This is a genomic window from Neorhizobium huautlense (genome assembly GCF_002968575.1).
Classification (GTDB): Bacteria; Pseudomonadota; Alphaproteobacteria; order Rhizobiales; family Rhizobiaceae; genus Neorhizobium; species Neorhizobium huautlense.
Genome location: NZ_PVBM01000038.1, coordinates 1 through 22,546 on the forward strand (window position 1 = coordinate 1; position 22,546 = coordinate 22,546).

Genomic DNA, 22,546 nt, shown 5'->3' on the forward strand with positions numbered 1-22,546 from the left:
GCACGCTGAGGATCACCCTGAACGGGGCGGAGAACCGCCGCACGCTCGCCGGCCACTTCATCGCCGAGACATTCGGCTCCGGCATCCAGCATCTGGCCTTTGCGACCGGCGACATCTTCAAAACCGCCAAGGCGCTCAAGCAGAACGGTTTTCGGCCGCTTGCCATCTCGCCCAACTATTACGGCGACGTGGAGGCCCGCTTCGGGCTCGACCCGGCGCTCACCGAAAGGCTGAAGGCCGACAACATCCTCTACGACCGCGACGACAACGGTGAATATTTCCAGCTCTACAGCACGACCTATGGCGAGGGCTTCTTCTTCGAGATCGTCGAACGGCGCGGCTACAAAGGCTACGGCGCCCCAAACGCTATCTTCCGCATCGCAGCGCTGAAAAAACAGATGCGGCCCGACGGTATGCCGAAAGCCTGAACCACCGTGGATAAGGTGGGCCGAAAACGACAAAAGCGCGCCATTGGCGCGCTTTTGTTCAGAATCTGGCTCCCCGGGCCGGATTCGAACCGGCGACCTGTCGATTAACAGTCGAATGCTCTACCGCTGAGCTACCAGGGATCAACCGCTCGGTGGCGGCGTGAGCGGGGTAATACAAATGCTTTGCCGTTTTGCCAAGCGCTTTTTGCAAAAAAATCGAACTTGGTTGTTTTATCCCCGTTTAAGCCCCATCTGCTCGGGAAAGCAGCCTTCAAGGAATAAGGAGAATGAGCTCTGGTGACTGAAGAGCGGAAGTCGACGAGATTCGGAATGGACCCCCAGAGCGGCAAGCTGGCGTTTGGCAGCTGGCAGATTCCGATGCCTCGCTCTCGTATCGGCCGCGTCGGCATCGGCCTGACGCTGATCGTCGGCGGAACGCTCGGCTTTCTGCCGGTGCTGGGCTTCTGGATGCTGCCGCTCGGTTTTCTGGTTCTCTCACACGACCTGCCCATCGTCCGGCGCAAGCGTCGCCGTATCGCCGTCTGGTGGGCGAGGCGAAAGGCCAGCAAGGCTGACAGGTGAAGCGGGTGGCTCTTATCAGCTGAGCAGCGACGCCAAGCCCTGGCCGGCGCTGAAGGCCGCATAGGCGAGTACGCCGAAATAGATCACCGTGATCACGTTGAAGAGATAACCGCCCAGCATGATCAGGCCGTCGCGCTGGATCATCCCTGTGGACAGGAGAAGGATCGCGATCCCCGGCAACGTGTTCGAGAACGGGATGAGGCCGAGCGGGAACATCAGCAATATGCCGGCCAGGGTGATCGCAAGTCCGTTCAGCCGGTTCATGAACCTGCCCGTCGTGAGCGCCGAGAGGCGCGGCTTCAGGAAACGGTCGAGCCGCGAAACGATATTGACGCCCTTTTCCAGGGCGGGCACGAGCTTCTTCGTGTCGAGCTGACGGTCGAGGATCTTCTTCGGCAGCCAGGGCAGGCGGTTTGCGGTAATCGCCAGGCTGATCAGAATGATGGCTGCGCCAAAAACGGTGCTGACGCCTGGAATCGAAACAGGAATGAGGAAGGGCAGCGAGGCGACGGCGCAGATGAGCAGAAGGCCCTGTTCGCCCACGGCATCCATCAGTTCGCGCAGTGTAACCGACTGACCCCTGATCCCGTTGATGAGCTGCCGCAGTGTGCCGCTCAAAGAAGTGGAGGTGTCCTCAAATTCGATGCTTCCGTCCAAGCTGATGCTCCGCGCAGTCTCCGTCAGGCCGGATGCATAGCAGCATTCGGCATGTGAGCAAAGGCCGCGCACCCGCAGAGGCGGTATCGCAGGGTGAGAGCCGTGGGTTTCGTCGCGGCAGCCGTTCTACTTCGAAGCCATCCAGTGGTCATAGGCGCCGCAGGCCAGCACGACAGCAAGGATCGCCACCACGACAGGATTAAGCGCTGTCATGAATTCCAGATATTGCATGTCGGTCTCCTCCTACCGCATGTCCGCCCGACATCTCCCAATGGGCGATATGAGAATTCTAACACCCTTTTAGTCGCCTCGCTACTTTAGGAATCTTGCAAGGAAAGCGGCGCATCCTCTTGGGAATCGCTGTGTAGAAGACGTGGGGCAAAGAAGATGTTCCGAGTGATCGAGGGCGGGATGGGCGCAGGCCCGTCACCGATTTCCTATGAGACCGCTGACGAGGTGCCGACGCGGGACGACGTGTTGCGGGAGGCCGAGAGGCGGCGCAGGGCAACGGGTTACGACAGGTGGCGCAACCGGGAGCAGCTCACGGGAATCCCGATCCCGCGCGAGATCAGCTACCTCGCAATGCAAATCGGCTACGCAGCGGAAGCTATCGGCAGATTGGCCGAGATTCCCGCCGACTTCCGCGCGGACATCTACTGGCCGGCGTGATCGCCGCCGGCAGGTGCATCAGAATAATGTCATGAAGAGATGACCGACATATATGATGCCGACAAGCGACGCTATGGTCGCGCACGCCGCTACGGCGTCGGAGACAGTGAGCTTCATACTGTTTATCGCCATCATGGCGATCCTTCTCATAAGGATATTGATGGCAACATCGCCATCGCTCACCGAATTTAAGCAAAACCTTTAAAGAAGCTCTTGATAACCATGGTTAACATCCGCTTCGCCGCAAGACATCCGTAACCTTTCGGCACGTGCAATCATCGCTGCCGCCGAAGCGGATCGCTTTGGGGTTCGCTGATCAGCTCAGCATTTTTGCCTCTATGCTCGCAAGGACGAAGGTTTCCCGAACCTTTTCCAGAGGGATCTTTCGCTGCAGCCCGGCTGCGCATTCCTTGAGAGCCTGAAGGTAATACGTGCCTTCCCGGATCGGCCAGCGCCAGTTGAGATAATCAAGCGCTTCCCTGGGGCCTCGTATCATTTCAGGAAATCCGTATCCGATACGCACTCTGACAGGAGCACTCCACAGAACTTCATCGACTTCTGTTGCCTTACTCATCATTCCACACCTTGGCATTGCGGCGCGAAAACTCACGAGGCGAGGATTGGTTCCCCTGCGGCGGCAAATTTTGATGCACGTGATTTGATGCTGGAGGAGGTGTCCGAAGTAATCAATTTTTGAAGACCGTGCAGGGGACACCCGCGGATCTGACGCGCGTGCAGAGGTCGGTTGCCTCGGCTCTGGTCGCTTTTCCGATTCTCGCGGCATAGCGGGGGCGAGAGCCGAAATTTCCGCCTTTTTGCCGGACGATGAGAGGACGTTCGTCGCTGAGGGCGGGTGGAAGTCTCGTTATTGCATTGGCGAAGAGCCGGTTGGCGACGTGCGGATTATAATGTGCGGACAGTTGCACGCCCCACGGCGCCCAGTCGGCTCCACTCAGCAGAACCGGCTCATTGAGGTTCCTCGTCTCGGCGAGCGTGACGCAGCCGTCCATGAAGGATTTTTCGGCCGCAAGGGGAGGGGCCGGCTTGTCGGGAGGAGCATCTCTCCAGGTCTCCACGGGATATCCCGTTATCGCAAACACATAGTCGCGCGTTTCGATCGGCAGGCGACCAAGCTTCAGGAATGTCTCCAGTCCGCTTTCGCCTGCGTTGTAGGCCGCCGCCGCCAGTCCGAGATTTCCGAACCGGTTCCGCAGGTCATCGAGATAGCGGGAAGATGCCGTCAGCGCCTCGATCGCGTCGAAGCTGTTCTGCAATCCACGCAACCTGGCGGTTCCCGGCATGAACTGGGCAATGCCCTCGGCCCCCTTATGGCTGACCGCGCCGGGCCTGAACAGGCTTTCGCGCCAGATCAGCCGCGCGAAGAACTCGGGCGGTAGGTTGCTGTCCGCCGCCGTATGCTCCAGGACCCTGCAAAGGTCATGATTGAAGCTTTTGGCGCGGATGCATAGAGGAGGGCCCCCGCCTTCCGCGCCTCGTTCGTAAAGGCACCGGTCCTCCGCTGCTTCCTCGGCCACAGCATCGCCGTAGCCCGGAAGCGGCACCACGCTCAGCGCCAATGCGCAGATGATCCGCAGAACCCGAGAGCTCATAACCAACCTCAGCGGACCGCCGTCCAACGTTGACTGCGCGGCGATAATGCCAAAAGGACGGATGAAGAGAAACTACTTATCCGCAGGGCTGCTTTCGCTTGATTTTCGAGGCGTTGCGGGAAACGGGACGCGAACCGCAATCAGCGATGAAAAAACGGCGACATTCGGCATGAACCCGCTTGCGCCATCATTCGATTCGTTCTAAACGCCCGACACCACTCGCTCTTTATGCGTACGGACGGCCTCGTGGCGGAGTGGTGACGCAGAGGACTGCAAATCCTTGCACCCGAGTTCGATTCTCGGCGAGGCCTCCATTCTCCTCACAATCACAACAATCCGATCTTTCTTTTCGATCAAGCATTTACCATGCCGTTTTGTGTGCGGTGCAATATGGTTAATTTTTAACTTTCTCCTTCTAGGCTTGGAACAGAACGGCCTGTTCATTGCTTTATGCGCCGAACGGAGGGAAAGCGACATGATCACCAGACTTATCACCGTCCATCGCCAGCCGGCCAATGAGGCCGAAGGCACGGGTACCTTCGCCGATGGCATCTTTCCGCTGACCTCTGCCGAACAATCTGCCTTCGACAGGGATCACGGTCTGCGCACCTCCTATACCCGGGACTACGTCGTTGTCCGCCGTCTGGACGAGGCGCCGCGCGCCTACGCGTGACCCGTCTCGTTCCGGCCGGCGCTCCCCCGCGTTCCGAAATCCCCTGCGCTTTTTTGCCTCGAAGACCCGCAATGTCTTGAAAGCGGAACGCGCCGTCAGTAAGACGGGACACGAACCGCGCCTGGCGCCGGATGATTTGGGACGACTGAGATGATGGATTTCGAAGCAGCACGTACGAAGATGGTCGAGAACCAGATCCGCACCACCGATGTTACGTCGCATTCGGTTCTGCGGGCGTTTTACAACGTCCCCCGTGAAGCATTCGTGCCCGCCAAGGCCAAGTCTCTCGCTTATATCGATACAGACATCGAAGTGGCGCCCGGACGGTACCTGATGGAGGCTTCGCCGCTCGCCAAGCTTCTGCAGCTCGCAGCCGTAACCAAAAACGATGTCGTACTCGAAGTGGGTACGGGTAGCGGATATGCAACCGCCATCCTGTCGCAACTGGCCGGGTCGGTAATCTCGATCGAGGTCGACGGGGCGCTGGCGGAACAGGCAACCCGGACCCTGTCGTCGCTTGGCCATGACAATGTCGCGGTGGTGATCGGAGAATTGCAGAACGGCTATGCGAGTGAAGCGCCCTATGACCTGATCTTTGTCAACGGGGCCGTCGAGGAGGTGCCGCCCGCACTTCTCGACCAGCTCCGGGACGGGGGGCGTTTGGTGGCCGTCGTCGGTTACGGGAACGCAGCCCAGGCAAAGGTTCTCGTGAAAGAACAAGGTGTGATCTCCGAAAGCTCCTATTTCAACGCGTCCGTGAAAGCGCTGCCGGGCTTTCACAAGGCGAAGGAATTCGTCTTCTGATCGGTCGGATGATTCCATCGTGAAAGCAGAGCCGCGCAAGCGGCTCTTTTGCTGTTTGGGGCAGGGTTCATTTGGCCTGTTTTAGAAGAGTGTGACATACGGGATTCACATCCCCAACAAAACTGTGTATCGGTAGAGCGCCTGGGGCACTTGTCATTGTTTCCAGCCCCCCCAACACCTTAAGCTAACCGCGATTCGAAACCCTTGCATTCGGGTGCGAATCGATTGCCGGTAACAGCGGGGATGAAAATGGCTCAGCCAAATGTAGCGCGTGAACCCTCCATGGAGGAAATCTTGGCCTCGATCCGCCGGATCATTGAAAGCAATGAACCGACCGCCGAGAACGCGCTCTCCCGTCCGCTTCCCCAGGCTTATGGCGATGACGAACTGGAAGGCTCCGAAGACGAGGGCTTTGCGCCGGACGTGGCCGCGAATGACCGCGGCATGCCGTCGCGCAGCGGCTTGCCGGCTGACGTTCCTGCGTCGATTAGCCAGCCGGAGCGCACCCTGTCGCTCGCCGATGTCGCCGCCCGCGTTCGCGCCGCCTCCTCCCGGCAGCCGGAGCCGGCCCCAGCACGGGTTGCTCCGATATCCGAGCCGGGTGGAGCGCCCGCTCAGCAGGCTCGTCAGGAGGAGGCTCCGCTTCGCCCTCTGACGCCGCGCATGCCGGAACTCCGCGAGCCGCGTCCGGAACCGGCGCCTGCGGCACAAGCGGCCCCGACACCGGCGCCGACTCAGCCCGAGCCGGTTCAGCGTGTCATGCCCGTTTTCGATCCGCCTCAGCCAGCCCCCACGCGGCTTGACGCTGCCGATCGGCAAGCGCCGAAGCCGGCACCACAGAGCCTGCCGGCCAAGATCGAAGAAACAGCCAATCTGCTGTCCCTCGAAGCAGGCGCCCAGGTTGCAAAGTCCTTCGGCGAACTGGCGGCTGTTTTCAACGGTATCGAACGGCGTTCGCTGGAAGACATGGCAGGCGATATGCTGCGGCCGATGCTGCAGGAATGGCTGGACGACAACCTGCCGACATTGGTCGAGCGTCTCGTGCGCGAGGAGATCGAACGCGTGGCTCGCGGCCCGCGCCGCTGATCCGTATCCGAGACCGATGATGCTGCCGCTCCGGTGACGGGGCGGCTTTTTTATTGACTTGGAACACCCCATCCTATTTACACCGCGATACCTCTCAAAGAACAGAACCGGGTCAGGAAATGCTCGAAAAGACCTATGATTCCGCAGCCGTAGAACCGAAAATCGCGCGAGCCTGGGACGAGGCGGACGCCTTCCGCGCCGGGGCGAACGCAAAACCAGGGGCGGACACCTTCACGATCGTGATCCCGCCACCGAATGTGACCGGTTCGCTGCATATGGGTCATGCGCTCAACAACACGCTGCAGGACATCATGGTCCGCTTCGAGCGCATGCGCGGCAAGGACGTGCTGTGGCAGCCGGGCATGGACCATGCGGGCATTGCCACCCAGATGGTCGTCGAGCGGCAGTTGATGGAGCGCCAGCTTCCCGGCCGGCGCGAAATGGGCCGCGAGGCTTTCGTTGAGAAAGTCTGGGAATGGAAGGCGGAGTCCGGCGGCCTGATCTTCAATCAGCTGAAGCGTCTCGGCGCCTCCTGCGACTGGTCGCGCGAACGCTTCACCATGGATGAAGGTTTGTCCGAAGCCGTTCTTGAAGTCTTCGTGACGCTCTACAAGGAAGGCCTGATCTACAAGGACAAGCGTCTCGTCAATTGGGACCCCAAATTACTCACCGCGATTTCCGACCTCGAAGTCGAACAGGTCGAGATCAAGGGCAATCTTTGGCATCTGCGCTACCCGCTCGAGCCGGGCGTCACCTATCAGTATCCGGTCGCCTTCGATGAGGACGGCAAGGCTACCGAATACGAGACGCGCGACTACCTGGTCGTAGCGACGACGCGGCCCGAAACCATGCTGGGCGATACCGGCATTGCCGTGAATCCGGAAGATGAGCGCTACAGAGCGATCGTCGGCAAGCATGTCATTCTGCCGATCGTCGGTCGACGCATCCCGATCGTCGCCGACGGCTATGCCGATCCGTCCGCGGGTACGGGTGCGGTGAAAATCACGCCTGCCCACGATTTCAACGACTTCGAAGTCGGCAAGCGGGCGGGACTCAGCGCCATCAACATCATGAACATCGACGGCACGATCGCCATCAAGGAAAACGAGGACTTCCTCGAAGGCCTCGATCATCCGGCTGCGCTTCACGGCGCCTGGGATCGCCTCGAGGGCCAGGACCGCTTTACCGCGCGAAAGATCATCGTCGAGATCTTTGAGGAAGCGGGCCTGCTCGACAGGATCGAGCCGCACAAGCACATGGTGCCGCATGGCGACCGCGGCGGAGTGCCGATCGAACCCCGGCTGACCGAGCAGTGGTATGTGGATGCACATACGCTTGCTCAGCCGGCGATCGCTTCGGTTCGCGAAGGCCGCACCAAATTCGTCCCGAAGAACTGGGAAAAGACCTATTTCGAGTGGATGGAGAATATCCAGCCCTGGTGCATCTCGCGCCAGCTCTGGTGGGGACACCAGATCCCGGCCTGGTATGGCCCGGACGGCCAAGTTTTCGTCGAGAAGACGGAAGAAGAGGCGCTACAGGCGGCCATCCAGCACTATCTTGCTCATGAGGGGCCGATGAAGGCCTTCGTTCAGGATAAGCTTGAGAACTTCAAGCCGGGCGAAATCCTGACGCGCGACGAAGATGTGCTGGATACCTGGTTCTCCTCGGCCCTATGGCCGTTCTCGACCCTCGGCTGGCCGGATCAGACGATCGAGCTTGAGAAATATTACCCGACCAGCGTTCTCGTCACCGGCTTCGATATCATCTTCTTCTGGGTCGCCCGCATGATGATGATGGGACTTCATTTCATGAAGGATGAAGAGGGCAATCCGGTCGAGCCATTCCATACGGTCTATGTTCACGCGCTGGTGCGGGACAAGAACGGCCAGAAAATGTCGAAATCCAAGGGCAACGTCATCGACCCGCTGGAACTGATCGACGAATATGGCGCGGACGCCCTGCGCTTCACGCTGGCGATCATGGCCGCTCAGGGCCGCGACGTCAAACTCGATCCGGCACGTATTGCGGGCTATCGCAACTTCGGCACCAAACTCTGGAACGCCACACGCTTTGCCGAGATGAATGGCGTCAAGGGCGATGCGGCATTCGTTCCAGAGACGACGACGCTCACCATCAATCGCTGGATTCTCACGGAGCTTTCCGCAACGATCAGCGACGTGACCGAGGCGATCGAGAGCCAACGCTTCAACGAGGCGGCCGGCGCACTCTACCGTTTCGTCTGGAACCAGGTCTGCGACTGGTATCTCGAATTCCTGAAGCCGATCTTTGCGAGCGATGACGAAAAGGCTAAAGCGGAAGCCCAGGCCTGCGCGGCCTATGTTCTGGAAGAGACCTATAAGCTCCTTCATCCTTTCATGCCCTTCATGACGGAAGAGCTTTGGGCCCATACCGATACCCGCGATGGCCTGCTCTGCCACGCCGATTGGCCGGCGCCGGAATTTTCCGACACGGCGGCGGCCGAAGAGATCAACTGGCTGATCGATCTCGTGACCGGCCTTCGTTCGGCGCGCGCCGAGATGAACGTTCCGCCTTCGGCGGTGGCTCCGCTGATCGTTGTGGGGGCCAACGAGACCAGCCAGACGCGGCTCAAGCGTCACGAGGCTGCGATCCGCCGTCTCGCTCGCGTGGAAAGCATCGACCTTGCTGAGATTGCGCCCAAGGGGGCCGCTCAGATCGTCGTGGGAGAGGCGACGGCCTGCCTGCCGCTCGGCAATCTGATCGACCTGACTGCCGAACGGGCGCGGATCGAGAAGGCCATAGGCAAGACGGCCGACGAAATGGATCGCATCGGCAAGAAACTGGCGAACGAGAAATTCGTCGCCAACGCCGACCCGGACGTTGTCGCGGCTGAACGCGAACGCTTCGCGGAACTCGAGGTGCAGACGGCCAATCTGAAGACGGCGCTCCTCAGAATCACCGAAGCAGGCTGATTCGCCCGACATCGCTTTGAGCAAATGCCGCGCCGAAACAGGCGCGGCATTTCTTTTTCAGGCTTCGTCAATCTGTCGCAAAAATGTGCAGCCGCTTGCTTTCGAGAAAGCCCCAATGTTGCCACATTGACACATAATCCGACCGAAAAGTAATAAATTTCTAATATTCTCGACCGGTATTGCTACAAGGCAGAAAAATTTTGCGACATATGGTCGCTTCGGTCTGGTTCCTCAGTTTTTTACGTAAATCATGACCTTCCAACCCCGGAAGGTTCAGGACAGCTGAAAGTTGTCAATCAGAGGGAAACATTTAGAGTGATTCCGATCACTTACCAGGGAGTGGGAGCAATTATGGTAAGAAAAATAATATCGAAAGGTCTGTTGGTTGTTGCCGCAGGTTGCGGACTGCATTCGACGGCTTTGGCGGGAGGACTTGATCGGGGCGGTTACAATATCGACCTGCTTTTCGATCCTTCGCGGTTCGCGGTGGAATCGAGCGCTACCTTCGTCATGCCCCAGCGCAAGGTGAAGAACGTGAGGGACATCCGTGCGGCGGATGGAGATCTTGATTCCCCACCATTTTCTTTTGCGACAAGTGGTGTCGAGGATTCCGAAAGTTACTTTGTGCCGAGGATCGGCATGAAGGCGGGCATTGGCGACAGCGCCGACTGCATGCTTGACTATTCCGAGCCATGGGGTGCCCATGCAGCCCCAGGTCGCAACTGGGCGGGTGCCAACTCGAACATCGAGACCAAGGTAGAAAGCCGGAACTACGCCGCGACATGTTCCTACAGATTTGATGCCGGTCCGGGGCAGCTTCGCATCATAGGCGGCGCCTTTTATCAAGAAGTATTTGGTTTCAAGGAGCGGCAGGTCGTTCCAGATATCGCAGTGCCGGGAACCGGCGTTGGCAGACTTGATCTTGAAGGTGACGGCTGGGGATGGCGTGCTGGCGTAGCCTATGAGATCCCCGAATATGCGTTCAGGGCGAGCCTCGTCTACAACAGCGAGGTCAATCTCGACGACATTACCGGTACGCTCGATCTGTCGCAGGTAAACGGCCTCGTGCTGCCGGTGACAGGCGCGCAGAAAATGCCGGACACGGTCGAGTTGAAGGTCCAATCCGGTATCGCGCCCGATTGGCTTGCTTTCGGCTCCGTTAAGTGGACAGACTGGAGCCAGCTTCAGAAGGTTCGGTTCTATTGCGACAATCCGCTCGTTCCTCTTTGCGCGTCGCCGGCTGGAGCCACCTCGCTTGACCTCGGCTATCGTGACGGGTGGACCATTTCCGGCGGTGTCGGGCATAAGTTCAATGAGCAGTGGAGCGGAGCGGTCAGTGTCACCTGGGATCGGGGGACATCGCAGGGCTATGGCACTCAGACCGATACCTGGACCTTCGGTGCCGGCGTCGCTTACAGTCCTAATCAGAATGTCGAAATCCGCCTCGGCGGTGTCTTGGGCGTGATGACGGGCGGTTCGTCCGGAACGGTCACGCTGGATGGCGAAACGTACGGTGCCGACGTGAACTACGACTTCGACGACGATCTGGTTGCGGCTCTGTCGACTTCTCTCAAGATAAAGTTCTGATCTGACCATTATCAAGAAAAGCCCGGTTGCGACCGGGCTTTTTTGTGGCCGCGCGCAAATTGCGACAGATAAAGTCGTCGTGCCGATTGTGACGATTTGGCAACATTTTTTTGGGACGATCGTCAGGCGCATCGAGAGGATGCGTTCTGTCCATTTCCCGCCACAAACGAAGCGCAGCGATAAACGGACAGCAGGGGCGGACCGCGGGGGCGGGGCGCAAGTTTGGAGTATCATGGGCGGGTTTTCCAAAGAAATGCCGGGGCTCTGGCACAACGGCAGCCGTGTATCGGCGCCGGTATGCTTCGCCGTACTTCCACCGGCAATGGGTCCAAGTGTTGCCGAAAACGGCGCATATAGTTTCCGACGCCTGTCAGGAGGAGTGGCCGGTGGACATGCCCGTCAAAGCCTCTCTGCAAAGACACGGAGTGCTCGAGCTGCGGCCGCCTGCCGCGTAGCTTCGCAGCGGAGTGAAAGAAACTGAAACATGCCGAAGTCTGACATCGGATCCATGAGAGTATTGCTTCTTGGAATGTCGCTCGCCTCGCTTTTGGCGGGTTCGGCCTCGGCCTTCGACATCAAGTCCGGCGTGACCAAGGAGTCGGGCCCGTTCGATCTCTTCAAGTTTGGCTTCAAGGCCTATAAGAACGGCCAGAAGGAAGACGCTGTCGAGGCCTATCGGTATGCGGCCGAGAAAGGCCATACCGGCTCGCGCTGGGCGCTTGCCAATATGTATGCCTATGGCGATGGCGTGGCGAAGGATGATTTCGAAGCCTTCAAGATCTACAACGAGATCGCCGCTCAGGGGGTGGAGCCCGGCTCGGAAGATACGAGTTTCTTCATTAACGCGCTGTTGTCGCTTGCAAATTATTATCGACGTGGCATTCCCGGCAGCCCCGTAAAGCCTGACCTGTCGCAGGCGCGTCAGCTCTATTTCCAGGCGGCATCGACCTTTGGCGTGGCGGAAGCCCAGTTCCAGCTGGCCAAGATGATCCTTGCGGGCGAGGGTGGCACCGCCAATATCCAGCAGGCCAAGAAATGGCTGAACCAGGCCCGCAAAAACGGCCACGCGGGCGCGATGTCCGTCTTCGGCAACGTGCTCTTCCAGGAGGGCCAGACCGTGCGTGGACTTGCTTTCATGACGGCCGCGCTCGACAAGTGTTCTGCCAAAGAGTGCAACTGGATGCAGCAGCTGCAGGAGCAGGCTTTCTCCGTCGCCGGTGAGGAGGACCGCCGCGGAGCAGTCGCGCTCTCGCAGCAATTTGCCCAAGGCGCCGACTAAACCCGCACACCTTCAGCCGAAATCGAAGATACCGATGACAGGCACGTGGTCCGACGGCTTTTCCCAGGCCCGCACATGCTTTTCGATCGCGGTGGACTTCAGCCGGTCGAGGGCTTCCGCCGAGAGGAGCAGGTGGTCGATGCGGATGCCGTTGTTCTTCTGCCAAGCGCCAGCCTGATAATCCCAGAAGGAATAAAGCTTCGTCGCGTCCGTCGTTGCGCGCACGGCATCGACAAGGCCGAGATTTTCCAGGCGCCGGAATGCCGCACGGGTTTCGGGCAGGAAGAGCGCGTCGGTCGCCCACACCGCCGGGTCGAAACAATCGCGCGGTTCGGGAATGACATTGTAGTCGCCGGCCAGGATCAGCGGCTCTTCGAGCAACAGGCACTCCTCAGCATGCCGCCGCAGCCGCTCCATCCAGGCAAGCTTATAGGGGTATTTAACCGGATCGTCGGCCGGATTGCCGTTCGGCAGGTAGATGGACGCCACGCGGATCGCCCCGCCTGCAACGGAGAACACACCCTCGATGTAACGGGACTGCTCGTCGCCTTCACCGCCAGGCAGGCCGCGAAGTACCTCGTCCGGACGGGTCTTCGACAACAGGGCTACGCCGTTGAAGCCTTTCTGCCCATGCGTCTCGACGTGATAGCCGAGCGCCTCGATTTCCAGCCGCGGAAAGTTCTCGTCGACCGATTTGATCTCCTGAAGGCAGACGATGTCGGGTTGGGAATCGGCAAGCCATTGACGCAAATTGTCGATGCGCGCCTTCACGCCGTTGATATTCCAGGTGGCTATCTTCATGGGCCGTCCCTTCCTCTTTCGCTTCCTCTTTTAGCGAAAGAGGAAGCGTTGGGAAGGGCAAAGATCGGTGTCAGACCGAGAAGCTCGTACCGCAGCCGCAGCTTGCGACGGCATTCGGGTTCCTGATCTGGAAGGACTGGCCGAGCAGGTTGTCGACGAAATCGATTTCGGAGCCGGCCATGTAGACGAGCGATAGACTGTCGATCAGCACCTTGGCTTCGCCATTGGCGACGACGACATCGTCGGCTTCCGGCGCTTCGGCGAGATCAAACTTGTAGGAAAAGCCGGAACACCCTCCGCCTTCGACGGAGACACGCAGCGCCTGCTTGCCTTCTTCGCTAGCGACGATTTCCGTAATGCGCTTTGCGGCGGCATCCGAAAGAGTTACATTTATGTCCATATCCGTCTCCTGCCGGGTTCAAGGCCCGGTGAGTTCCGGGCAAAATCCCGGAGATTCCCGTCACCGGCGTTGCGCACGGCTTCACTATAGGTATGAAGGCTTGAACGGCGCGTCAATGGCCGGCTTGGAACGAAGAGACAGGTGAACGAATGACGATTGATACCGGTGCCCTCGGCTTCGGCAGCGGCGAACGGGCCGCCTATGCCGCCAATCCCTGGGCTTCGCGCGGCCGGCTCTTTCCGGAGCCGAGCAGTCTGACGCGTTCGGAGTTCCAGCGCGACCGCGATCGTATCGTCCACACGACTGCTTTCCGCCGTTTGAAGCACAAGACGCAGGTCTTTATCAGCCCCGACGGCGATCATTACCGTACGCGGCTCACCCACACGATCGAAGTTGCTCAAATTGCCCGAGCGCTCGCGCGTGCCCTCAAGCTGGACGAGGATTTGGCCGAGGGCGTCGCGCTCGTTCATGATTTTGGCCATACGCCCTTCGGACATACGGGGGAGGACGCACTCCACGAATTGCTCGAACCCTATGGCGGCTTCGACCACAACGCCCAATCGCTCAGGATCGTCACCAAGCTGGAACGCCATTATGCGGAGTTCGACGGTCTCAATCTCACATGGGAGAGCCTGGAGGGGCTCGTCAAGCACAACGGCCCGCTCCTGACCAAAACGGGTGAGGGTACCCGCGGGCCAGTACCACAGCCGATCCGCGACTATTGCGAATTGCACGATCTGGAGCTGGCGAGCTATGCGAGCCTTGAAGCCCAAGTCGCCGCGATTTCAGACGATATTGCCTACAATACCCACGATATCGACGACGGCCTGCGTTCGGGGCTTTTGACCTTTGAGATGCTGGAGGATGTCCCTTTCCTCGCCAAGGTCATGGCGGACGTAAGGCAGCGTTATCCGCATCTGGAACCAAGCCGCTTCACCTACGAAATCACTCGCCGGCAGATCACCCACATGGTGGAGGACGTGATCGGCGTCACGCAGGACAATCTGCGGAGGCTGCGGCCGCAGAGCGCCCACGATGTTCGAAACGCCGATCAGGTCATGGCCACTTTTTCCGGCGAAGTTGCCGAGACCGACCGCTGCATCAAGAGGCTTCTGTTCTCGCGGATCTACCGGCATCCCGAAATCATGCGAATTCGTGCGGGTGCGGCCCAGATTCTCTCCGATCTCTTCAACGCCTACATGAACGATCCGACCCTTATGCGTAGCCACTATTGGGTGAACCACATTGCCGGTCTGAACGAGGGTGCAAAAGCCCGCCATGTGGCCGACTATCTGGCCGGCATGACCGACACCTATGCCGTCAGGGCGCATGGCGAGCTGTTTGACCAGACTCCCGATTTGCGATAGGCAGCCGCCAACAACAACGGCTTTTCAAGGGCCCGCGCGGCAGTCTTGCGCGGATGAGTGATATGAATCTGTTTGCCGACTTCGAAAATAGAATTAAGAATGCTTTGGAAGTGCTTGATATTATCAAGGAAAAGCGAAGCGAAGTCGATTTCGGGCGTGTTGCGGTTGAACCCCCGCGCGACCAGAGCCACGGCGACGTAGCAACCAATGCGGCCATGGTGCTGGCCAAGCCGCTTGGCACGAATCCACGTGCGCTTGCCGATATTATCGCTGTGGCGTTGCGTGGCGATCCTGATATCAGCGAAGTGTCCGTTGCCGGCCCTGGCTTCATCAATATCCGTCTTTCCACCGGCTATTGGCAACGCCTGCTGGAGTCGATGATCGAGCAGGGCACAAGCTATGGCCGTTCCACTGTCGGCGCGTCCAAAAAAGCAAATGTCGAATATGTCTCGGCCAATCCCACCGGACCCATGCATGTCGGTCATTGCCGTGGCGCGGTGGTGGGCGACGCGCTTGCCAACCTCATGGCGTTCGCCGGCTACGATGTCACCAAGGAATATTATATCAACGACGCGGGCAGCCAGATCGACGTGCTGGCGCGTTCGGTCTTCCTGCGCTACCGCGAGGCGCTCGGAGAGACGATCGGCGAAATCCCGTCGGGTCTCTATCCGGGAGACTATCTGGTTCCTGTCGGACAGGCGCTTGCCGAGGAATATGGCCCGCGTCTGCATAACATGTCGGAAGAGGATTGGCTGCCTATCGTCAAGGACAAGGCGATCGACGCCATGATGACGATGATCCGCGAGGATCTCGATGCGCTGAACGTTCACCACGACATCTTCTTTTCCGAACGCGCACTGCATGCCGGTGGAGCGCAGCGTATTCGCGCCGCCATCAATGACCTGACCTTCAAGGGGCATGTCTATCGCGGCACCCTGCCGCCGCCGAAGGGGCAGCTGCCCGAGGATTGGGAAGATCGCGAGCAGACGTTATTCCGTTCGACGGAGGTGGGCGACGACATCGATCGGCCGCTGATCAAGTCCGACGGAAGCTATACCTATTTTGCAGCCGACGTTGCTTATTTCAAAGACAAGTTCGACCGCGGCTACGACGAGATGATCTATGTGCTCGGCGCGGACCATGGTGGGTATGTAAAACGCCTGGAAGCGCTGGCGCGTGCCGTTTCCGGCGGCAAGGCCAAGCTGACGGTGCTTTTGTGTCAGTTGGTCAAGCTGTTCCGCAATGGCGAGCCGGTGAAGATGTCCAAACGTTCCGGCAATTTCGTGACCCTGCGCGAAGTGGTCGACGAGGTCGGCCGTGACGCGGTTCGTTTCATGATGCTCTACCGGAAGAGTTCAGAGCCGCTCGACTTCGACTTTGCCAAGGTGACGGAGCAGTCGAAGGACAATCCGGTCTTCTACGTGCAATATGCCCATGCCCGTTGCGCGTCGGTGTTCCGGCAGGCGCAGAAGGCATTTCCGGATCTCGATATCGAATCACTCGATCTGGCGGCCCACGCAAACCTGATCTGCGAAGAGAACGAGTTGCGGTTGATCGCCAAGCTTGCAGAATATCCACGAATTGTTGAGGCTGCGGCCGTTGCGCAGGAGCCGCATCGACTTGCATTTTACCTCTATGATCTGGCAAGTTCTTTCCACGGCCATTGGAGCAAGGGCTCCGAAAATGCCGACTTACGCTTTGTTAACGATAAGAACCGACAATTGAGCGTCGCCAGGCTTGGGCTGGTGCATGCTGTCGCCTCTGTTTTGAAGTCCGGACTTGCTATAACAGGCACAGCAGCACCAGAAGAAATGCGCTAGAATCGCCACCATTTCCCCACATTGCACTGGCATATGCGTTGTAATGTAGGTGAGTGGACGAGGTAATGGCAGACAACAACCTTGCGCGTAGCCGGAATGATTTGCCGGATTTCTTTGCCGATGATGACCCGCTGGCCGAACTTGCCCGCATTGTAGGTTACGAAGATCGGCCCGTCACTAAGCAGGCGTCGCCGTTTGGCGACGATGCTTATTCGCCTCGTCGCGAACCTGCTTTTAATCTGGAGGACGAACTCCTGCAGGAGTTCGAACGCTACGATGCGCCGCGTCTTGACCCGATTCACGACATAAGCATTGACGACGCGCCGCGTGCGGTTTTGTTCGCCGAGCCGGAATTCGATGACGCCGTCGAAACTGCGGCGGAATATCCTCCGGCATTGCTGCCGGGCGACCGTGACAGCTTAGACGGTGAGGCTTTCTCTGTCAGCGATGGCGAGCCGTCGTATCCGGTCGGAAACTATCGCGACGTATCCGCCTCGGAACCGGCTGCTGCTGAGATTTCCGATGCCGATCGCATCGAGCCGGTCTTCGACCTGCCCGATCTGCCGGCCGTCGAAGCCGTTTCCGAAGCGCCGTCGACTGGCGTAGCCGGGGCCGTCGATGGATTCGATGATGAATTCGACTTGGCTGCCGAGCTGGAGACTTCGATTGGCTCCGAGCCCGCCGTTGACAGCGAACCGGACGTAAAGCCGGAGCCGAGAGCCAAGACCGGCTATATTCCGGGCTTCCGCATGCCGCTGGCAAATTTCAACGTTGCGCGGGCACCGGAGCCGGCTCCACGTGCGCAGCCTGTGGCGCCCCAGCCGGTCGAAGAAGCCCTGGACCTGCCGGTGCTCGAGGATCTGCCGGTTCTGGGCGCTACCACGCCTGTCCACGAAGTGCCTGTCACGGCGTCGCAGACGGAGAAATTTGAACAGGCAAAAGCTCCGGCTTCCGCTGCCGTCTCGCCCGTCGCCACTGAGCCCCCTCCGCCGACTTCGATCGAGCCCTCGGCTGTCGCATCGTCTCAAGCCGAGGTTCGGTCCGAACCGGAGAGCCGGTTTTCGGAACTTGACGAACTGATCTACGACGTTCAGCGATATTCGCTTGCTGCCACCCGCGAGAAACCCGACTCACCTGCCGTTGTCGAGGAGACGGCGGCTGTCGCCGCTGTGCCCGCCGCGAACCCTGCGCCGGAAACGATTGTTCCGGTAGCTGTTCCCCCGGCCCTCGAGGCGCGGGCCGCAGAGGACGCAGCGATCGACGAATTCGACCCCTTCTCCGACGACGAGTTCGAGATCGCGCTCGATGATCTGGAACTCGATCTTGCCGAGTTGATCGTCGAAGAGACAAAAAAACAGCCTGAACAAACCGCCAGGCCTGCTCTGGAATCAGAAACGGTGTCATACGAGCCGGAAATTGCCGCCGCCCGTACCATGCCTTCAGCAGTGGCAGCTCCGGCGATGGAACCGGAGGTGAGGGAGGAGACGGATCTTGTCGCCGAGCTCCCCTTCGATCCGGCCCAGATTGCCGATGCGGAAGACCATGTTGAGGCGATAGCCGAGCTCGACGTTCCGTCGCTGCCGGCCGAGGAGCCCGAGCAGGCGCCGGCCTATCGTCCGGACTACGACCTCGATATCGACGCCGAATTGGCGACGCTCCTGATGACGCCAGAAAAGGCGCAGCCGACGCCCGCGCGCAAGCCGGAAATCGATATTGCTTCCATGGCGCCGGCGACGGCAAATCGCTCTGTTCAGGCGAGCCAGCCGCCGAGCTATTCCGACCTCGACGACTTCGAGCGGGCGCTGGAAGAAGATTTCCGCCGCAGCCTTTCGGCCCCGTTGCAGCCGGCCGCACACGAAGAACTGCACTACGGTGAGGCCGATTATCTGGCAACCGTGGAAAATGCGCGTCGCTCTGCGGTCGGCCGCTTTGCCGTTCCGTTGGCTCTGGTGGGTGTTGTCATTCTCGGCGGCATCGGTGCCTATGCGTGGTTGGGCAGCAGTGCGCCCGGTAACGTCGCAAGCGGCGAGCCGGTCGTTATCGCCGCTGATACGGACCCGATAAAAGTCGCTCCGGAGAACCCGGGCGGCAAGACTGTTCCGAATCAGGACAAGGCCGTCTACGACCGCGTTGCGGGTGTATCGGCCCAGGATCCGAAGCAGCCGACATTGATTTCCTCCAGCGAGGAACCGGTGGATGTCGTCCAGAAGACCCTGATGCCGGATTCGCTGCCGCTTGAAGGTGAGAACGAGATCGAACCGGTGGAAGTGGCGGACACAAAGGATGCGCGCCTGCTGCCGCAGGACGAACCTCAGGAGACCGCCGCGGCAGAGCAACCGCCGGTGACCATCATGCCGCGCAAGGTCAAGACGATGATCGTGCGGCCCGATGGCAAGCTTGTGGAACAGGAAGTTCCTGCCCCGGCCCTTGCCGCCCCGGAGACCGAAAAGCTGCCCGCGGCCGGCGCGAAGCCGGTGGAGGTCGCAGCCGTTCCCGCCCATTCTCCGGTTTCGGTTCCCGCAACGCCGGTTCAAACTCGGCCGGTCTCGGCAGCGCCGAATGCGAATGTCGCACCGGTTGCCGCACCGACAACGGCCGCGCCCGAGCAGATGAATACCGGTACGCCAGCTCCGGCGTCGCCAGTTGTCGACCCGGCTGCCACCCAGGCGGCCGCACCCGCTGCCGTTCCCGCCGTTGACACGTCGGCGCCAGTCATCAAGGCCCCTGTTCCGAGGGCACGTCCGGCGGAACAGCCGGTCAATGTGGTTGCTGCGGTGACCGATCAGGGCAATATTCGTGCTCCTGGCCAGCCTGCCTCTCAACAGGTTGCCTCGGCGTCCGCCCAGGCGGCTCCCGTCGGTGAAGGTGGCTACGTGATCCAGATTGCGTCGCTGCCGTCGCAGGCCGAAGCCCAAAAATCCTACCAGAGCCTGTCGGCGAAATTCGGCAGCGTGATTGGCGGCCGCGGCGTCGATATCAAGGCCGCGGAAGTTGCCGGCAAGGGTACGTTCTATCGCGTTCGCATCCCTGCAGGCGGCAAGAACGATGCCGTGGCGCTCTGCGAAAAATATCGCGCCGCCGGCGGAAGCTGCCTTGTCGCAAGATAGGCAACAGCAATGAATGGAAAGGCGGGGCGCTTGGCGCCCCGTTTTTCGTTTGGGCTTCCATCGACTAAGATGGCGCCATGACCGAATCAAAAGCCATGATCCTGGGCTCCAGCGGCCCGACCCTCACCGCCGACGAGATCGCGCTTTATAGGGATGAACGTCCCTGGGGCTTTATCCTGTTTGCCCGCAACTGCATCGAGCCGGCTCAGATTTCCGATCTCGTCGCAGCCATGCGCGATGCAGTCGGGCGGCCCGAAGCGGCGGTGCTGATCGATCAGGAAGGGGGCCGCGTGCAGCGCATCCGGCCGCCGATGATCGAGCGTTATCCGTCTGCCGCCGCACTCGGTGAGCTCTATAGACAGGACCGGGCCAAGGGGCTGCGCGCCGCATGGCTGATGTCGCGTCTGCATGCCTTCGACCTTATGAAATTCGGCATCAACGTCGATTGCCTGCCGGTACTCGACGTGCCGGTCGAGGGGGCAAGCAACGTGATCGGCGATCGTGCCTATGGTTTCGATCCGAAGACCGTGTCGGACATGGGCCGGGCCGCGGCGGAGGGACTGAAGGCCGGCGGCATGTTGCCGGTCATGAAGCATATCCCGGGCCACGGACGCGGCATGGCGGATTCTCACCATGAACTGCCTGTTGTCGCCGCCTCGCGGGCCGAGCTCGAAGCGCACGATTTCCTGCCGTTCATGGCGCTCAAGGACGAGCTTATGGCGATGAGCGCGCACATCGTCTTTACGGCGATCGATCCGGAGGAACCGGCGACCATTTCCCGAAAGGTGATCGAGGACGTCATCCGCGGCCATATCGGCTTCGACGGCCTTTTGATGTCCGACGACACCTCGATGAACGCCCTGAAGGGCACGATCGGAGAGCGTGCAGCGAGAATCGTTGGGGGTGGTTGCGATATTATCTTGCATTGCAACGGCGTCATGGAAGAAATGAAAGCCGTGGTGAAGGAGGCGATCCCGCTCGCCGGCGAGGCGCTGAGGCGCGCCGAAGCGGTAGAGCGAGCCTTCGGGCCGGGTGATGGGGCTGACGAATCGGCTCTGCGCGCCGAGTTTCATGGGCTGCTTGCCGTCTCCTGACGGCGACGGACAGAGTGAGGTTGGGAATGGCCGTGACGACATCGCAGAATGCCATTCCGATGGACAAGCTGTGGCAAGAACCGGAACGGGCCGCAGACGATCCGGCGCTGGTGATTGATGTCGGTGGTTTCGAAGGTCCGCTCGACCTGCTGCTTCATCTTGCCCGCAACCAGAAGGTCGATCTTGCCCGCATTTCCGTGCTGGCGCTGGCAGAGCAATATCTCCAGTTCATCGAGAGTGCCAGACGGGTGCGCATAGAACTCGCGGCCGATTATCTCGTCATGGCTGCCTGGCTGGCGTATCTGAAATCCAAACTCCTCATACCGCAGCAGGCAAGGGGCGATGCCGGCCCGAGCGGCGAGGAGATGGCGGCAACGCTAGCCTTCCGTCTGAAGCGGCTGGAGGCGATGCGGGAAGCGGCGACCCGGCTTGTCAATCGCAATCGCCTCGGCCGTGACGTATTCGCCCGCGGCGCGCCGGAGCATATTCCGCATCGGGTGCAGTCTGCCTATGACGCCACGCTTTACGATCTCCTCTCGGCCTATGCCAATCTGCGGCAACGCGGCGCGGTTACGCAGGTGACGATCGAAAAGCGCAAAGTCTGGTCGCTGGCAGACGCCCGCAACCTGTTGACCCGGATGCTCGGCGAAATCGTCGATTGGACAGCGCTGCAACACTATCTGTTGCCTTATCTGCCGCCGGAGGACCGGATCACCGCAACCGCGAGCGCCTTTGCCGCTTCGTTGGAACTGGTGCGCGAGGGCAGGCTCGAAATTCGCCAGGATGGGGCATTCCAGCCGATCTATTTGCGTAAGGGGCAATCCTCGGGAACGACGAACCCCGTGCTGCAAGCCATCGCGGGAGACGTCGATTGACGCCTGACGAGGATGACGATCTGCCGCTGATGGAAACCGAAGAAGGCGAAACCGAGCCGATGTCGCTGATCGAGGTCGAGCGGATAGCGGAGGCGCTGGTCTTTGCCTCCTCCGAGCCGGTTCCGGAAGCCTTTCTTTCCGAACGCCTGCCGCGCGGCACCGATGTCGGCGCTGTGATGCGTCGGCTGGTGGAGGCCTATGCGCCGCGTGGCGTCAACCTCATCAGGACGGGCGATCGGTGGGCCTTTCGTACGGCGGCGGACCTCTCGTTCGTCATCCGCAAGGATGAGAACGAAGCAAAGAAACTATCGCGGGCGGCGCTCGAGGTGCTGGCGATCATCGCCTATCACCAGCCGGTCACGCGTGCCGAGATCGAGGAGATCCGCGGCGTCCAGACATCCAAAGGCACGCTCGACGTGCTGATGGAAGCCGGCTGGGTGCGCTTCCGCGGCCGCCGTCGAACGCCGGGGCGCCCTGTGACGCTCGGCACGACCGTGGAATTCCTCGACCATTTCGGCCTGGAGGAGCTGCGCGACTTGCCGGGTCTCGAAGAATTGAAGGGTGCCGGCCTTCTCTCCGGTCGCATCCCCCCGGGCTTTGCCATACCGATACCGCAGAATGTCGACGAGCTTGCCGAGGACGAGGATCCGATCACGCAGCTCGACCTCGAGGAGCTGGGGCTCTTGACACCCGGCGGGGAAGCGGACGAATAGCGTCGAACTGTCGAAACAGCCCGAACTGCGGGTGCAAACGGGC

The 22,546-nt window shown here is 60.2% G+C and carries 19 protein-coding genes, 2 tRNA genes and 1 pseudogene; 16 read left to right on the plus strand and 6 right to left on the minus strand.

Going from position 1 to position 22,546, the window contains the following annotated elements; genetic code table 11:
* Positions 1–428: pseudogene (locus C5L12_RS25425) on the plus strand (3-keto-5-aminohexanoate cleavage protein); the annotation flags it as partial.
* Between the two features lie 66 nt (positions 429–494).
* Here the strand turns inward: C5L12_RS25425 and C5L12_RS25430 are convergent.
* A tRNA-Asn gene (locus C5L12_RS25430) sits at positions 495–569 on the minus strand.
* Positions 570–758: 189 nt separating this feature from the next.
* Between C5L12_RS25430 and C5L12_RS25435 the strand changes: the two genes are divergently transcribed.
* Complete coding sequence (locus C5L12_RS25435) at positions 759–1,010, plus strand: hypothetical protein (RefSeq protein WP_205839385.1); 252 nt, start codon at positions 759–761, stop codon at positions 1,008–1,010.
* Between the two features lie 15 nt (positions 1,011–1,025).
* Here C5L12_RS25435 and C5L12_RS25440 read toward each other — a convergent pair whose 3' ends face one another.
* The gene (locus tag C5L12_RS25440) at positions 1,026–1,667 is read right to left on the minus strand and encodes an exopolysaccharide biosynthesis protein (protein ID WP_105374844.1); all 642 of its coding nucleotides are present in this window, start codon (positions 1,665–1,667) and stop codon (positions 1,026–1,028) included.
* 387 nt (positions 1,668–2,054) lie between these two features.
* On the opposite strand from C5L12_RS25440, the gene C5L12_RS25445 reads away from it, so the two are divergent.
* Positions 2,055–2,336 (plus strand): hypothetical protein, encoded by a 282-nt coding sequence (locus tag C5L12_RS25445; RefSeq protein ID WP_105374845.1) that lies wholly within the window; start codon positions 2,055–2,057, stop codon positions 2,334–2,336.
* Positions 2,337–2,652: 316 nt separating this feature from the next.
* On the opposite strand, the gene C5L12_RS28260 is transcribed toward C5L12_RS25445, so the two are convergent.
* Together C5L12_RS28260 and C5L12_RS25455 are read right to left on the minus strand one after the other, a co-directional pair.
* On the minus strand, positions 2,653–2,910 hold the full coding sequence (locus C5L12_RS28260; protein WP_157949122.1) for a DUF982 domain-containing protein: 258 nt from the start codon (positions 2,908–2,910) through the stop codon (positions 2,653–2,655).
* 112 nt (positions 2,911–3,022) lie between these two features.
* Entirely contained in the window at positions 3,023–3,946 is a 924-nt protein-coding gene (locus C5L12_RS25455) for a lytic transglycosylase domain-containing protein (RefSeq protein WP_105374847.1), read from the minus strand.
* A 240-nt stretch (positions 3,947–4,186) separates the two neighbouring features.
* Here C5L12_RS25455 and C5L12_RS25460 point away from each other — a divergent pair.
* The 7 genes from C5L12_RS25460 to exoR all read left to right on the plus strand — a co-directional run bounded on the left by C5L12_RS25460 (position 4,187) and on the right by exoR (position 12,326).
* Positions 4,187–4,260: transfer RNA gene (locus C5L12_RS25460), tRNA-Cys, on the plus strand.
* A gap of 161 nt (positions 4,261–4,421) precedes the next feature.
* Positions 4,422–4,619: a hypothetical protein gene (locus C5L12_RS25465; protein WP_105374848.1), complete on the plus strand. Its 198-nt coding sequence runs from the start codon at positions 4,422–4,424 to the stop codon at positions 4,617–4,619.
* Positions 4,620–4,769: 150 nt separating this feature from the next.
* The gene (locus C5L12_RS25470; protein WP_105374849.1) at positions 4,770–5,423 is read left to right on the plus strand and encodes a protein-L-isoaspartate O-methyltransferase family protein; all 654 of its coding nucleotides are present in this window, start codon (positions 4,770–4,772) and stop codon (positions 5,421–5,423) included.
* A gap of 249 nt (positions 5,424–5,672) precedes the next feature.
* The gene (locus tag C5L12_RS25475) at positions 5,673–6,509 is read left to right on the plus strand and encodes a PopZ family protein (RefSeq protein ID WP_105374868.1); all 837 of its coding nucleotides are present in this window, start codon (positions 5,673–5,675) and stop codon (positions 6,507–6,509) included.
* A gap of 119 nt (positions 6,510–6,628) precedes the next feature.
* Positions 6,629–9,460: a valine--tRNA ligase gene (locus C5L12_RS25480; RefSeq protein WP_105374850.1), complete on the plus strand. Its 2,832-nt coding sequence runs from the start codon at positions 6,629–6,631 to the stop codon at positions 9,458–9,460.
* A gap of 351 nt (positions 9,461–9,811) precedes the next feature.
* Complete coding sequence (locus tag C5L12_RS25485) at positions 9,812–11,047, plus strand: OmpP1/FadL family transporter (RefSeq protein WP_105374851.1); 1,236 nt, start codon at positions 9,812–9,814, stop codon at positions 11,045–11,047.
* Between the two features lie 484 nt (positions 11,048–11,531).
* A complete protein-coding gene (exoR, locus tag C5L12_RS25490; protein WP_105374852.1) occupies positions 11,532–12,326 on the plus strand; it encodes an exopolysaccharide production regulator ExoR in 795 nt (264 codons plus the stop codon).
* Between the two features lie 12 nt (positions 12,327–12,338).
* Here the strand turns inward: exoR and xth are convergent, their stop codons facing one another.
* Together xth and erpA are read right to left on the minus strand one after the other, a co-directional pair.
* Entirely contained in the window at positions 12,339–13,127 is a 789-nt protein-coding gene (gene xth / locus C5L12_RS25495) for an exodeoxyribonuclease III (RefSeq protein ID WP_105374853.1), read from the minus strand.
* A 70-nt stretch (positions 13,128–13,197) separates the two neighbouring features.
* Positions 13,198–13,527, minus strand: a complete 330-nt coding sequence (gene erpA, locus C5L12_RS25500) for an iron-sulfur cluster insertion protein ErpA (protein ID WP_105374854.1) — start codon at positions 13,525–13,527, stop codon at positions 13,198–13,200.
* Between the two features lie 149 nt (positions 13,528–13,676).
* On the opposite strand from erpA, the gene C5L12_RS25505 reads away from it, so the two are divergent.
* The 6 genes from C5L12_RS25505 (at position 13,677) to scpB (ending at position 22,503) form a co-directional block, all read left to right on the plus strand.
* On the plus strand, positions 13,677–14,894 hold the full coding sequence (locus C5L12_RS25505) for a deoxyguanosinetriphosphate triphosphohydrolase (RefSeq protein ID WP_105374855.1): 1,218 nt from the start codon (positions 13,677–13,679) through the stop codon (positions 14,892–14,894).
* Positions 14,895–14,956: 62 nt separating this feature from the next.
* On the plus strand, positions 14,957–16,714 hold the full coding sequence (gene argS, locus C5L12_RS25510) for an arginine--tRNA ligase (protein WP_105374856.1): 1,758 nt from the start codon (positions 14,957–14,959) through the stop codon (positions 16,712–16,714).
* A gap of 65 nt (positions 16,715–16,779) precedes the next feature.
* Complete coding sequence (locus tag C5L12_RS25515) at positions 16,780–19,821, plus strand: SPOR domain-containing protein (protein WP_105374857.1); 3,042 nt, start codon at positions 16,780–16,782, stop codon at positions 19,819–19,821.
* Between the two features lie 77 nt (positions 19,822–19,898).
* Positions 19,899–20,915, plus strand: coding sequence for a beta-N-acetylhexosaminidase (gene nagZ / locus C5L12_RS25520; protein ID WP_105374858.1), 1,017 nt, complete (start codon positions 19,899–19,901; stop codon positions 20,913–20,915).
* Between the two features lie 26 nt (positions 20,916–20,941).
* Positions 20,942–21,790, plus strand: a complete 849-nt coding sequence (locus C5L12_RS25525) for a segregation and condensation protein A (RefSeq protein WP_105374859.1) — start codon at positions 20,942–20,944, stop codon at positions 21,788–21,790.
* Between the two features lie 29 nt (positions 21,791–21,819).
* Positions 21,820–22,503 (plus strand): SMC-Scp complex subunit ScpB, encoded by a 684-nt coding sequence (scpB, locus tag C5L12_RS25530; protein ID WP_105374869.1) that lies wholly within the window; start codon positions 21,820–21,822, stop codon positions 22,501–22,503.
* Positions 22,504–22,546: the final 43 nt, after the last annotated feature.

Excerpts from the sequence above, each read along its gene's own strand:
- C5L12_RS25515 (WP_105374857.1), top strand. The coding sequence starts at position 16,780 with ATGGCAGACAACAACCTTGCGCGTAGCCGGAATGATTTGCCGGATTTC.
- C5L12_RS25475 (WP_105374868.1), top strand. The coding sequence starts at position 5,673 with ATGGCTCAGCCAAATGTAGCGCGTGAACCCTCCATGGAGGAAATCTTG.
- C5L12_RS25435 (WP_205839385.1), top strand. The coding sequence starts at position 759 with ATGGACCCCCAGAGCGGCAAGCTGGCGTTTGGCAGCTGGCAGATTCCG.
- xth (WP_105374853.1), bottom strand. The coding sequence starts at position 13,127 with ATGAAGATAGCCACCTGGAATATCAACGGCGTGAAGGCGCGCATCGAC.
- C5L12_RS25470 (WP_105374849.1), top strand. The coding sequence starts at position 4,770 with ATGATGGATTTCGAAGCAGCACGTACGAAGATGGTCGAGAACCAGATC.
- scpB (WP_105374869.1), top strand. The coding sequence starts at position 21,820 with ATGGAAACCGAAGAAGGCGAAACCGAGCCGATGTCGCTGATCGAGGTC.
- nagZ (WP_105374858.1), top strand. The coding sequence starts at position 19,899 with ATGACCGAATCAAAAGCCATGATCCTGGGCTCCAGCGGCCCGACCCTC.
- C5L12_RS25465 (WP_105374848.1), top strand. The coding sequence starts at position 4,422 with ATGATCACCAGACTTATCACCGTCCATCGCCAGCCGGCCAATGAGGCC.
- C5L12_RS25485 (WP_105374851.1), top strand. The coding sequence starts at position 9,812 with ATGGTAAGAAAAATAATATCGAAAGGTCTGTTGGTTGTTGCCGCAGGT.
- C5L12_RS25445 (WP_105374845.1), top strand. The coding sequence starts at position 2,055 with ATGTTCCGAGTGATCGAGGGCGGGATGGGCGCAGGCCCGTCACCGATT.
- argS (WP_105374856.1), top strand. The coding sequence starts at position 14,957 with ATGAATCTGTTTGCCGACTTCGAAAATAGAATTAAGAATGCTTTGGAA.
- C5L12_RS25455 (WP_105374847.1), bottom strand. The coding sequence starts at position 3,946 with ATGAGCTCTCGGGTTCTGCGGATCATCTGCGCATTGGCGCTGAGCGTG.
- erpA (WP_105374854.1), bottom strand. The coding sequence starts at position 13,527 with ATGGACATAAATGTAACTCTTTCGGATGCCGCCGCAAAGCGCATTACG.
- C5L12_RS25480 (WP_105374850.1), top strand. The coding sequence starts at position 6,629 with ATGCTCGAAAAGACCTATGATTCCGCAGCCGTAGAACCGAAAATCGCG.
- C5L12_RS25525 (WP_105374859.1), top strand. The coding sequence starts at position 20,942 with ATGGCCGTGACGACATCGCAGAATGCCATTCCGATGGACAAGCTGTGG.
- C5L12_RS25505 (WP_105374855.1), top strand. The coding sequence starts at position 13,677 with ATGACGATTGATACCGGTGCCCTCGGCTTCGGCAGCGGCGAACGGGCC.
- C5L12_RS28260 (WP_157949122.1), bottom strand. The coding sequence starts at position 2,910 with ATGAGTAAGGCAACAGAAGTCGATGAAGTTCTGTGGAGTGCTCCTGTC.
- exoR (WP_105374852.1), top strand. The coding sequence starts at position 11,532 with ATGCCGAAGTCTGACATCGGATCCATGAGAGTATTGCTTCTTGGAATG.